This window comes from Jongsikchunia kroppenstedtii DSM 45133, assembly GCF_000380485.1.
Lineage (GTDB): Bacteria > Actinomycetota > Actinomycetes > Mycobacteriales > Mycobacteriaceae > Jongsikchunia > Jongsikchunia kroppenstedtii.
Map to the genome: position 1 here is coordinate 1 of NZ_AQYG01000021.1, position 9430 is coordinate 9430.

Annotated in this window: 8 protein-coding genes; 6 read left to right on the top strand and 2 right to left on the bottom strand. The window is 66.3% G+C overall.

What is annotated here, in order from left to right; translation table 11 throughout:
* Window positions 1–50: 50 nt before the first annotated feature.
* Complete coding sequence (locus G341_RS22820) at window positions 51–683, bottom strand: hypothetical protein (RefSeq protein WP_018177124.1); 633 nt, start codon at window positions 681–683, stop codon at window positions 51–53.
* Window positions 684–1071: 388 nt separating this feature from the next.
* On the opposite strand from G341_RS22820, the gene aceA reads away from it, so the two are divergent.
* The 3 genes from aceA (at window position 1072) to metE (ending at window position 5694) form a co-directional block, all read left to right on the top strand.
* Window positions 1072–2364 carry an isocitrate lyase gene (aceA, locus tag G341_RS0100385; RefSeq protein WP_018177125.1) on the top strand — a complete coding sequence of 431 codons (1293 nt, stop codon included), beginning with the start codon at window positions 1072–1074 and terminating at the stop codon, window positions 2362–2364.
* Window positions 2365–2503: 139 nt separating this feature from the next.
* Entirely contained in the window at window positions 2504–3388 is an 885-nt protein-coding gene (locus G341_RS0100390) for a 3-hydroxybutyryl-CoA dehydrogenase (RefSeq protein ID WP_018177126.1), read from the top strand.
* 11 nt (window positions 3389–3399) lie between these two features.
* Window positions 3400–5694, top strand: a complete 2295-nt coding sequence (gene metE, locus G341_RS0100395; RefSeq protein WP_018177127.1) for a 5-methyltetrahydropteroyltriglutamate--homocysteine S-methyltransferase — start codon at window positions 3400–3402, stop codon at window positions 5692–5694.
* A gap of 110 nt (window positions 5695–5804) precedes the next feature.
* Here the strand turns inward: metE and G341_RS0100400 are convergent, their stop codons facing one another.
* Window positions 5805–6593, bottom strand: coding sequence for a TetR/AcrR family transcriptional regulator (locus G341_RS0100400; protein ID WP_018177128.1), 789 nt, complete (start codon window positions 6591–6593; stop codon window positions 5805–5807).
* A gap of 157 nt (window positions 6594–6750) precedes the next feature.
* Between G341_RS0100400 and G341_RS0100405 the strand changes: the two genes are divergently transcribed.
* The 3 genes from G341_RS0100405 to G341_RS0100415 all read left to right on the top strand — a co-directional run.
* Entirely contained in the window at window positions 6751–8076 is a 1326-nt protein-coding gene (locus tag G341_RS0100405) for a DUF445 domain-containing protein (protein ID WP_018177129.1), read from the top strand.
* A 171-nt stretch (window positions 8077–8247) separates the two neighbouring features.
* Window positions 8248–8754, top strand: coding sequence for a helix-turn-helix domain-containing protein (locus G341_RS0100410; protein WP_018177130.1), 507 nt, complete (start codon window positions 8248–8250; stop codon window positions 8752–8754).
* Window positions 8755–8855: 101 nt separating this feature from the next.
* On the top strand, window positions 8856–9430 hold a 575-nt coding region (locus G341_RS0100415; RefSeq protein ID WP_018177131.1), incomplete at its 3' end, for a hypothetical protein.

Genomic DNA, 9430 nt, shown 5'->3' on the forward strand with positions numbered 1-9430 from the left:
CCTACCGAGCCGCCGTGGTCCTACAGGCATGCCTCCGCTGGACACGCCTATTAGGAGACACGCCCTAGCCGGACCGGCGGCGCGAAGAGCAGCGCGGTGCCGATGATCACCAGGATCGCAACAGCGATCGGGCCCCACTCGGTCAGGTGGTAGGCGGTCGCGCGGGCGTCGTGGAGGCTGAGCCAGGCGCCGACCAGCCCGCCGGCGGTCACCAGGGCCACGACCGTGTGAACGATCCGGGCGCGCCGGTTGCCGCCCCAGGTGGAGGCCAGGCACAGCCCGTTGATCAGCGTGAGCACGCAGGCGCCGGCCAGGAGCCCGAACAGCGTGTAGTTGACGGCGTTATTGATGGTGTGCGCGCTCCGGCTCGGATTGTCGCTGCGCAGGCCCTGTCGCAGTGCGTCCTGCACCGCAGCTTTGTCGAAGAAGATCGCCGACGCGGTCACCACGGCGACCAGCAGCGCGAGGACCCACACGGCGGCGACAACGTGCAGAAAGGCCGGCCGGCTGGCCTCCGAGCCGCTGAAATCCCGGGGGATCGAGCGGTAGGCAGGACGCTCCGGCATGCCGGAGCGGATCACCGGGACCGCCTCGGTGACGGTGTCGTCGGGGATGTCCGGATCGGTGGGCCCGCGGTAGGTGTCGTCGCGGTCGTCGTGGGGCGTTTGCGCTGCCTGCTGCACCAAGCAAGAATACGGCTGCGGGCGCTCGAGACAGTGATGCTCGGCACAACACGGAGAGAGTGATGGATGCTCGTGGTTACTCCCGAGTAGCCGACGGGGCCGCAACCGTCCCGCACAGCGGGAGCCAAACATGCAGTACGGGCGTACTTTTTAGCGAGTTTGGCCGCGGTGATTTGCAGGCCAATATTTGCAAACTTTGCAACACGGCCGCAAAAGGTGGCTCAATTTGGCAATTGCGACGGCTGGACCTGCGGATTTGGCTATGGCACGCTCGTTGCAGGCACTGCCTGGCGGGAGCCGATCCGATGCGAAGCCACACGGATCAGGAACTCGGGCGCGAACCCGGGGGCCACGGCCCCGTTAACGAGTCAAGAAGGATGAGCCAAAGATGAGCAACGTCGGAAAGCCCCGTACCGCCGCTGAGATTCAGCAGGATTGGGACACCAACCCGCGCTGGAAGGGCATCAAGCGCGACTACACCGCTGAGCAGGTCGAAGAGCTGCAGGGCAACGTCGTCGAGGAGAGCACCCTCGCCCGCCGCGGCGCCGAGATCCTGTGGGACGGCGTCACCAAGGGTGACGGTAGCTACATCAACGCCCTGGGCGCCCTGACCGGCAACATGGCCGTTCAGCAGGTCCGCGCCGGCCTCAAGGCCATCTACCTGTCGGGCTGGCAGGTCGCAGGTGACGCGAACCTCTCGGGCCACACCTACCCGGACCAGTCGCTGTACCCGGCCAACTCGGTTCCGGCCGTCGTTCGCCGTATCAACAACGCGATGCTGCGCGCCGACGAGATCGCCCGCGTCGAGGGTGACGACTCGGTCGACAACTGGGTCGTGCCGATCGTGGCCGACGGTGAGGCCGGCTTCGGTGGCGCCCTCAACGTGTACGAGCTCCAGAAGGCGATGATCGCCGCGGGTGCCGCCGGCACCCACTGGGAGGACCAGCTCGCCTCGGAGAAGAAGTGCGGCCACCTCGGTGGCAAGGTGCTGATCCCCACCCAGCAGCACATCCGCACCCTGACCTCGGCCCGCCTGGCCGCCGACGTCGCGAACACCCCGACCGTCGTCATCGCTCGTACCGACGCCGAGGCAGCCACCCTGCTGACCACCGATGTCGACGATCGTGACAAGCCGTTCCTGGATGGCACCCGCACCTCCGAGGGCTTCTTCGGCATCAAGAACGGTGTCGAGCCCTGCATCGCGCGTGCCAAGGCCTACGCCCCGTACGCCGACCTGATCTGGATGGAGACCGGCAAGCCCGACCTCGAGCTCGCCAAGAAGTTCGCGGAGGCCGTCAAGGCCGAGTTCCCGGACCAGCTCCTGGCCTACAACTGCTCGCCGTCCTTCAACTGGAAGCAGCACCTGGACGACGACACGATCGCCAAGTTCCAGAACGAGCTCGGCGCGATGGGCTTCACCTTCCAGTTCATCACCCTGGCCGGCTTCCACGCCCTCAACTACTCGATGTTCGATCTGGCCCACGGCTACGCCCGCAACCAGATGAGCGCGTACGTCGACCTGCAGGAGCGCGAGTTCGCTGCCGAGGAGCGCGGCTACACCGCCACCAAGCACCAGCGCGAGGTCGGTGCCGGCTACTTCGACAAGATCGCCACCACCGTCGACCCGAACACCTCGACCGCAGCCCTGAAGGGCAGCACCGAGGAAGGCCAGTTCCACTAGGAATGGGCTCCAGGCGTTGACGTCGGGGTGGGCCGGTTCGCTGGTCGAATCGTCCCACTCCGGCCTCATCACCTGGGTCTTGGACCTAGACTGCTAGTCAAATCCTCTTATCTACCAACACATTTCAGGAGCGGTAGTCATGGCAAATGAGAAGATCACCCGGGTCGGCGTCATCGGCGCAGGTCAGATGGGTGCCGGCATCGCCGAGGTCTGTGCCCGCGCGCACACTGATGTGCTGGTGTACGAGTCCACTCGTGAGCTGACCGCCGCCGGTCGCTCGCGGATCCTGCGTTCGCTCGATCGCGGCGTGTCCAGCGGCAAGCTGACCGAACGCGAGCGCGAGCAGGCTGCCTGGCGTCTGCGCTTCACCTCCGACCTCGGGGACTTCGCCGATCGTCAGATCGTGTGCGAGGCCGTCATCGAGGACGAGGAGATCAAGACCAACATCTTCCGCGAGCTCGACAAAGTCGTCACCGACCCGAATGCGGTGCTGGCGTCCAACACCTCGTCGATCCCGATCATGAAGCTGGGTATGGCCACCGAGCAGGCCAACCGCGTGGTCGGCATGCACTTCTTCAACCCGGTGCCGGTCCTGCCGCTCGTCGAGCTGGTCACCACGCTCAAGACCTCGCCGGAGACCAGCGAGCGCGCCGAGTACTTCGCCTCGGAGGTGCTGGGCAAGCAGGTCATCCGCTCGGCCGATCGCAGCGGCTTCGTCGTCAACGCCCTGCTGGTGCCGTACCTGCTGTCGGCGATCCGCATGGTGGAGAGCGGCTTCGCCACGGTCGAGGACATCGACAAGGCGATCGTGCTGGGCCTCGCGCATCCGATGGGTCCGCTCAAGCTCACTGACCTGGTCGGCCTGGATACCGTCAAGGCCATCGCCGACAAGATGTACGAGGAGTTCAAGGAGCAGCTGTACTCGCCGCCGTCGCTGCTGCTGCGCATGGTCGAGGCCGGCCACCTGGGCAAGAAGGCCGGGAAGGGCTTCTATGACTATCCGGACAACGGCGCCAAGAAGTAAGCTGGTCCATCGTGACTGCCGCACAGCAGACGGACGTTGAATACGGTTCGTCAATCCTCGGTTATCCACGCATCGGTCCGCGGCGCGAACTCAAGCGCGCGCTCGAGAGCTATTGGCACGGCAGTGATTCCCTCGAGCAGCTGATCGCCGCCGGCCAGGAGATGGCCGACGGCATCTGGCAGGAGCTCTCCGCCACCGGGCTGGAGCAGGTTCCGGGCAACACCTTCTCGTTCTACGACCACGTGCTCGACAACGCGCTCATGGTCGGCGCCGTGCCGAACCGGTTCAAGCCGCTGCAGGGTCAGCTGGAGCCGCTGGACTTCTACTTCACGATGGCGCGCGGCCGGCCGGATTTCCCGCCGCTCGAGCTGGTGAAGCTGTACAACAACAACTATTACTACCGGCAGCCGGAGATCTCGCACGACACCGAGTTCTCGCTGCACGCGCAGACGTTGTTGGACGAGCACCGGCGCGCCAAGGACTACGGCATCGAACTGCGCCCCGTCGTGCTCGGCCCGATCTCGCTCCTCCTGCTGTCCAAGGCGGGCGACGATGCGCCGGAAGGCTTTTCGCCGATCGACCGGATCGACGATCTGATCCCTGTCTACGTCGAGCTGTTCGAGAAGCTGTGGAAGCAGGGTGCCAAGTGCATCCAGCTGGATGAGCCGGCGTTCACCAGCGACCGCACCGAGGCGGAGCTGAACCTGTTGTCGCGCGTGTACGACGCGCTGTCGGCGCCGGCTCAGCGGCCGCGTGTGCTGGTCACCGGCCAGTACGGTGACCTGGGTCCGGCCCTGCCGATTCTGGCCGCCACCAAGATCGAGGCGATCAGCCTCGACCTGACCGAGCGGATCAGTCCGGCGACTCTCGCCCAGATCCCCGGCATCAAGCGCAAGCGCCTCTACGCGGGTGTCATCAACGGGCGCAACGTCTGGAAGGCCGACAAGGTCCAGACGCTGGAGTATCTGCTCGAGCTGAAGAAGGTCGTTCCCGATCTCGTGGTGTCGACGTCGAGCACGCTGTTGCATGTGCCGATCGACGTGCTGGCCGAGTACGACATCCCCGGCGACGTGGCCGATCGCCTCGCCTTCGCGAAACAGAAGGTGCGCGAGGTGGTTTCGCTGGCCAAGGCGGTCACCCACGGGGCGCCCGAGAGCTGGTACGCGAAGCCGAAGAAGGTCGACTTCAAACAGAAGCACGAGATCCGGCAGCGGGTGGCCAACATCCGGCCGGATCAGCGCGAGCGCGCGCCGCTGGCGGAGCGCCGCAAGATCCAGCAGGAGATCCTGGGTCTGCCGGTCGCGCCGACCTGCACCCTGGGGTCGTTCCCGCAGACCGCCGCTGTCCGCCAGGCCCGCTATCAGTACGGCCAGGGCCGGCTGACCTGGGATCAATACAAGCAGCGGCTGCTCGACGAGATCAAGCGCGTGATCGAGCTGCAGGAGGACATCGGCCTCGATGTCCTGGTGCACGGCGAGGCCGAGCGCAACGACATGGTCCAGTACTTCGCCGAACTGCTCGAAGGTTATGCCGCAACGCATTTCGGCTGGGTGCAGGTCTACGGATCGCGTGCGGTGCGGCCGCCGATCATCTACGGCGACATCCGTCGGCCCGCGCCGATGACCGTCGAATGGATCACCTACGCGCAGTCACTCACCGACAAGCCGGTCAAGGGCATCCTCACCGGACCCGTCACCATGTTGGCCAGATCCTTTGTGCGCCAGGATCAGCCGCTGTACGAGACGGCCGAGCAGCTGGCGTTGGCGGTGCGCGACGAGGTCGCCGACCTGGAGCGGGCCGGCATCAAGATCATCCAGGTCGACGAGCCGTCGATCCGGGAGCTGCTGCCGCTGCGCGAGCAGGGTCGCGAGGGCTACCTGGACTGGGCGGTCGGCGCGTTCAAGCTGGCGGTCGGCGGCGCCAAGCCGGAGACCCAGATCCACACGCACGTCGGGTATTCGAGCATCAAGCAGGTCGTCGAGGCCTTCGACGCCCTGGGTGCCGATGTCACCTCGATCGTCGCGACCCGGTCGATCGGGTGGGTGCTCGACGAGTTGCTGAAGAGCGGCAACGCGATTCAGGGCGGCGTCGGTCCGGGTGTGTACGAAAGCCGGAGCGCGGCCATCCCGAGCATCGACGAGATCGATGAACGGATCCAGCGGGCCACCCAGGCGATCGATCCGCAGCAGCTGTGGGTCAATCCCGACGGCGGACTCAAGACCCGGCACTACTGGCAGCTGGAACCGTCGCTGCGCAACATGGTCGCCGCGGCCCGGCGGCTCCGCCGCAGAATCGGCGCCGAATAGAGCTGGCGCCAGCTGAACGCCCGGCTGCGTTATGACGATGGCCCGCAAGGGAAAGCGCCTTAGTGGGCCACCGTCAACCTTCCCGGATCGTCCAGCTGATCACCAGCTACCTAGTGGTCGGGAAGTGGCGGGATGTCGGCGGTGAACTTCGCGATCGAGCCGTCCGCCCGAGCGATGCCGACGATCGCCGACCACACCATCATCGTCAGATAGTCGATCAGCTCTTCGGCCGTTACGGTCCGCTTGACCATCCACCAGTCGAGGGTGGTCTCGATGCCGCCGACCAGCATCCGAGAGAACACGTCCACGCCGCCGAGATCGATCTCGCGTTCGCGCATCCGCACCGTCATCACGTGCGCCAGCATCTGACCGATGACATTCGTCGAGTCGCTGAGCGCCTCCTGCTGCTTGGCCGTCGCGATCGACATCGCGAAGGTGTACAGCGCGGGCTGATCGGCAATGGTCTGCACGCAGACTTCGATCGCGCCGCGGGTCATCGCATACTCGTCGTCGACGCCGGCGAGTGCCCCGGCGAGCTTCGGCACCAGCTGGGTCTCGATGAAACGCAGCATCACCGCATGGGTGAGGTCGTTCTTGTCGCTGAAGTAGCGGTACAGCACGGTCTTCGAGATGCCCATGTGCCGCGCGATCTCGTCCATGCCGACCTCGGAGCCGAGTTCGCCGACCGCCGCGATCGTGCCGTCGACCAGCTCCGTGCGCCGCGCCTGGCGGTGCTGCTCCCAGCGCCGCTTGCGGCCGTCGGCCTTGACCTCCTGCGCGTCGCCCGACCGGACGGCCTCCCGGGAGTCACCCGATCGGGTCGGCAGACTGTCCACGCCCGCGTTGACGGCGGCCAGCGCCGAGCGGGCGATAGCGGCCGGATTGGGCGGGAACTGCACGATGGTGTCGAACCTCTCTGCGGTGCCGGTTTGGCACTCGTCGGAAACTGGCTGGTCAGCTAAGACTAGGTCACTGGGCGCGCCGCACTGCACATTGCATCTCGACCATTGGGCGCCGCACCGGGACGAGTCGGTAACACTGGACGTCGTGCACCGCATGATCGAGACGCCCCCCGCCGACTATGTCGCGGCTCCGCCGCCCGCCCCGACGTTGGCGGTCGATACCTCCGGCGACGCCCAGCGACGGGCCGACCTGCGCCGGATGAAGTTGATCGCGACTGGGATGCTGTGCCTGGCCGCGGCCGTCTACCTGGTGTGCCGGTGGCTGGAGCAGCGCGACGGGGCGAATGTCGGCGCGTGGGTCGGCTATGTCCGGGCCGCGTCGGAGGCCGGCATGGTCGGCGCCCTGGCCGACTGGTTCGCCGTGACCGCGCTGTTTCGGCATCCGCTGGGGATTCCGATCCCGCATACCGCGCTGATCCGCAAGAAGAAGGACCAGATCGGCGACCAGCTCGGCGACTTCATCCGCGACAACTTCCTGACGCCGGACGTTCTCGAGGAGAAGGTCGTGGCGCTGGAGCTGCCCAAGCGCGTGTCGACCTGGCTCGCCGACCCGGCCAACGCGCCGCGGATCGCCGACGAGTCCGCCCGCGTGGTGGCCCTGTGGGCGGAGATCCTCGCCGACGAAGACATCGAGAAGCTGATCCTCGCCGGCATGCGCTGGGCGGCCGAGCCCGAGTGGGCGCCGCCGTCCGGGCGGATGCTGGAGCAGCTGATCTCCGAACAGCGGCTGGCCCCGCTGATTCAGCTGGCGTGCGACCGGGTGCACGACTGGGCGCAGGGCAGCCAGGAGCTGATCGACCGCGTTATCGACAAGGATGCGCCGACGTGGGCGCCGCGCTTCCTGAATCTCCTCGTGGGCGAACGCATCCACCGAGAGCTGGTCGAGTTCACCTACAAGGTGAAGATCGATCCGGAGCATGAAATGCGCAAGGCCGTCGACGATTTCCTGATGCAGCTGGCGGTGGATCTGCAGAACGACCCGGAGACGATCGCCCGTTTCGAGAGCCTGAAGTCGGAGCTGATCGGTCGCGACGAGGTCTCCGGCGCCGCCTCGACCGCGTGGATCGCGGGCAAGGCGATCATCGTGGAGGCGCTCGAAGACAAGAACTCGTCGTTGCGAAATGCGATGTCCGGCGCGGTGGTTCAGATGGCCGGCCGGGTCCGCGACGACGCGGTGCTGCAGGAGAAGCTCAGCGGCTGGACCATTCGCGGCGCGCGGCATGTGGCCGAGCACTATCCGGACGAGATCATCTCGGTGGTCACCGAGACGATCCGGCGCTGGGATGCCGAGGATGCCAGCAAGAAGATCGAGCTGCAGGTCGGTCGCGATCTCCAGTTCATCCGCATCAACGGCACGGTCGTGGGCTCGCTGGCCGGGCTCGTCATCTACACGATCTCGGTGCTCCTCTTCGGCGGCTAGGCCTCTGACCTGGGATATTCCCGCTGACAAACCCGTTATCGACGATCTCGATGCGATCTGTACCACAAATTAGCTGCCCCGCTTGCATCTGCTAGCACGGTGGGCGCAGACTGTTAGGACAGGCCGCAAGCAGCCACCGCTGAGGTGAGGGAGCGTATGACAGTGACGGAAATGTCGCCGGGAACGGCGTCGAATGATGAAGCGGGCGAGTCGATCTCGACCGAGGAGTCCGGCGTCGCTGAAACCGCCGCAAAGAATGTTGCGGAGAAGGCGCAGGACATCGGCGCCTTCATCCGATCGCAGCGCATGCTCGCCGAGGTCTCGCTGCGGCAGCTCGCCGAGCGTGCGGGCGTCAGCAATCCCTACCTGAGCCAGATCGAGCGCGGGCTGCGCAAGCCGTCGGCCGACGTGCTGGCGCAGATCGCCAAGGGCCTGCGGATGTCCGCCGAGGTCCTCTACGTGCGGGCCGGCATCCTGCAGGAACGTGCCGCGAGCCCGGTTCGGGACGCGCTGCTCGCCGATACCGCGATCAACGAGCGCCAGAAGCAAGTGCTCCTCGAAATCTACGACTCCTTCTGTCACGACAACGCCACGCCGGCGTCGTCGACTCCCGGTGGCGCGGGGGACGCCGCCGAGACCGCCCCAGTAGCCGACGAAAGTGGATCCGCCAGCAACTGACAACCCCTTCGGATCGATTCGGATCCGACCGACAAATACCGGTCCGGGCCGCTGCCTGACCGAAAGAGCAAAAACAGCAACGTATTTCGAAGGAGAGCATCATGAGCAAGAACGAGAACAACATTACCCCCGTGTACGCCGCCGTCGGTGCCGCCGATCTGGCCTACCAGCAGGTGAACGAGGTCATCGCGCAGCTGCGTGAGCGCACCGAAGCTGCCACCGAGAAGGCTCAGGCCCGTTACGAAGCGGCTGCCGAGAACGCCCAGGCCCGCTACGAGGCTGCCACCGGGCAGGCGCAGGAGCGTATCGCCGAGGCCCGTGAGCGCCTGCAGGCGCTGCCGGAGGAGTTCCCGGCCGACATCGAGGGTCTGCGTGAGAAGTTCACCCCCGAGGAGCTGCGCAAGGTTGCTGAGGCCTACATCGAGGTCGCGACCGACATCTACAACTCGCTCGCCGAGCGCGGCGAGGACGCGGTGGAGCGTCTGCGGTCGCAGCCGCTGGTGGAGGAGAACCTCAGCCGCGTCGAGAAGGCGTACGCCGATGCCCAGCAGCTGACCGAAGAGGCCCTCGGCACCGTGTCCTCGCGGACCCGCGCGGTCGGCGAGCGCGCCGCCAAGCTGGTCGGCAAGGAGGAGGAGAAGGCGACCGCCGCGAAGAAGGCTCCGGCCAAGAAGGC